Source organism: Burkholderia sp. BCC1640, from assembly GCF_902833125.1.
In the GTDB taxonomy this organism is placed as follows: Bacteria; Pseudomonadota; Gammaproteobacteria; order Burkholderiales; family Burkholderiaceae; genus Burkholderia; species Burkholderia diffusa.
On sequence record NZ_CADFEF010000094.1, the window covers coordinates 1 to 1,207 of the forward strand.

Sequence of the window (1,207 nt, forward strand, 5' to 3'; positions counted from 1 at the left end):
GCTACGCTGCTCGCGCACCAGGCGCACCGCGCGCTCTCGGACTTCCGGGGAAAACTTGGTTACCTTCTTGTTCATGGCTCCATTCTCTCAAGAGTTGGAGCCTCCACAAAATCCGGGGCGGTTCAGACCGCAAGCGCAGGAGTAACGTACACGCGACTGAGACGCAACGTCACGACCCCGGCCAGCATAGCAAGGATCGTTGATTCGAAGCCTGGTCCAAAGAGAGCGAGCGCAGCTACACCAGCCGCTGCTGTGATCATGCAAACACATGGCAATATAATAGGACGTTGCGCCCATGGCCATATGTCTGCGTGCGCAAACATCTCGAAAGCAATGACGACGAGGGGTGGGAAGAAGATCATCCTGATCCCCACCCACGTCGAAACAAGATATGCAAGCAGCAAGAATGCTGTAAAGAACGGCACCCATGTGAATTGCCGAGGTACACGCTCCAGTTCGTCATCGAGAACGTCAACCGGGCTAGACCGTGTTGAAAGTTCGCTGGCGGCAAAAAGCCCCTGGTGCGCCATCGACAGACCAGCGAGTAAGCAGGTTCCGACTAGTATCGAAGCAGGATACTACCAACTCGTCTCGCCTAGCGCCAACGCCAGAAAGCAGGCTGAAATTGCTGGCGCCACGGGTGATCGCTGGAGCAGCCCCCTGAAACGCCGGACACAGTCACCCACTTACAATAACGGGTAGGCATAAGACTGTGTTTTTGACTAACACCAGGCAGGAAGTGATGGAAGTGTTGACGGGCCCGGAGCGCCGGCGGCGCTGGACGGCGGAGCAGAAGCTGGCGATGGTTCGCGAGAGTTTCGAGCCGGGGAAATCGGTTTCGATGGTCGCGCGCCAGCACGGCGTGAATCCGAACCAACTGTTCCACTGGCGCAAGCTGTACCAGGACGGGAGCATGTCAGCGGTCAAGGCTGGCGAGGAAGTGGTTCCCGCCTCAGAGCTGGCCGACGCGCTCAAGCAGATTCGAGAGCTGCAACGGATGCTCGGCAAGAAGACCATGGAGAACGAGATTCTCCGCGAAGCAGTCGAGTACGGCCGGGCAAAAAAATGGATAGCGCACTCGCCCTCGCTGCCGGAGGAATGAAATGAACGTCTCCCACCCTCGCGATCCACGAGCGTGGGAGGCTCAGGAAGGTGGATCCTCACGGGCCGACGGCATCAGAGTGTCCAAGAGGAAGATCATTGAGGT

General features: G+C 58.1%; 1 pseudogene. It reads left to right on the top strand.

The features are described from left to right. Positions 1–742 precede the first annotated feature (742 nt). Positions 743–1,098: pseudogene (locus tag HWX25_RS32595) on the top strand (transposase); the annotation flags it as partial. Positions 1,099–1,207: the final 109 nt, after the last annotated feature.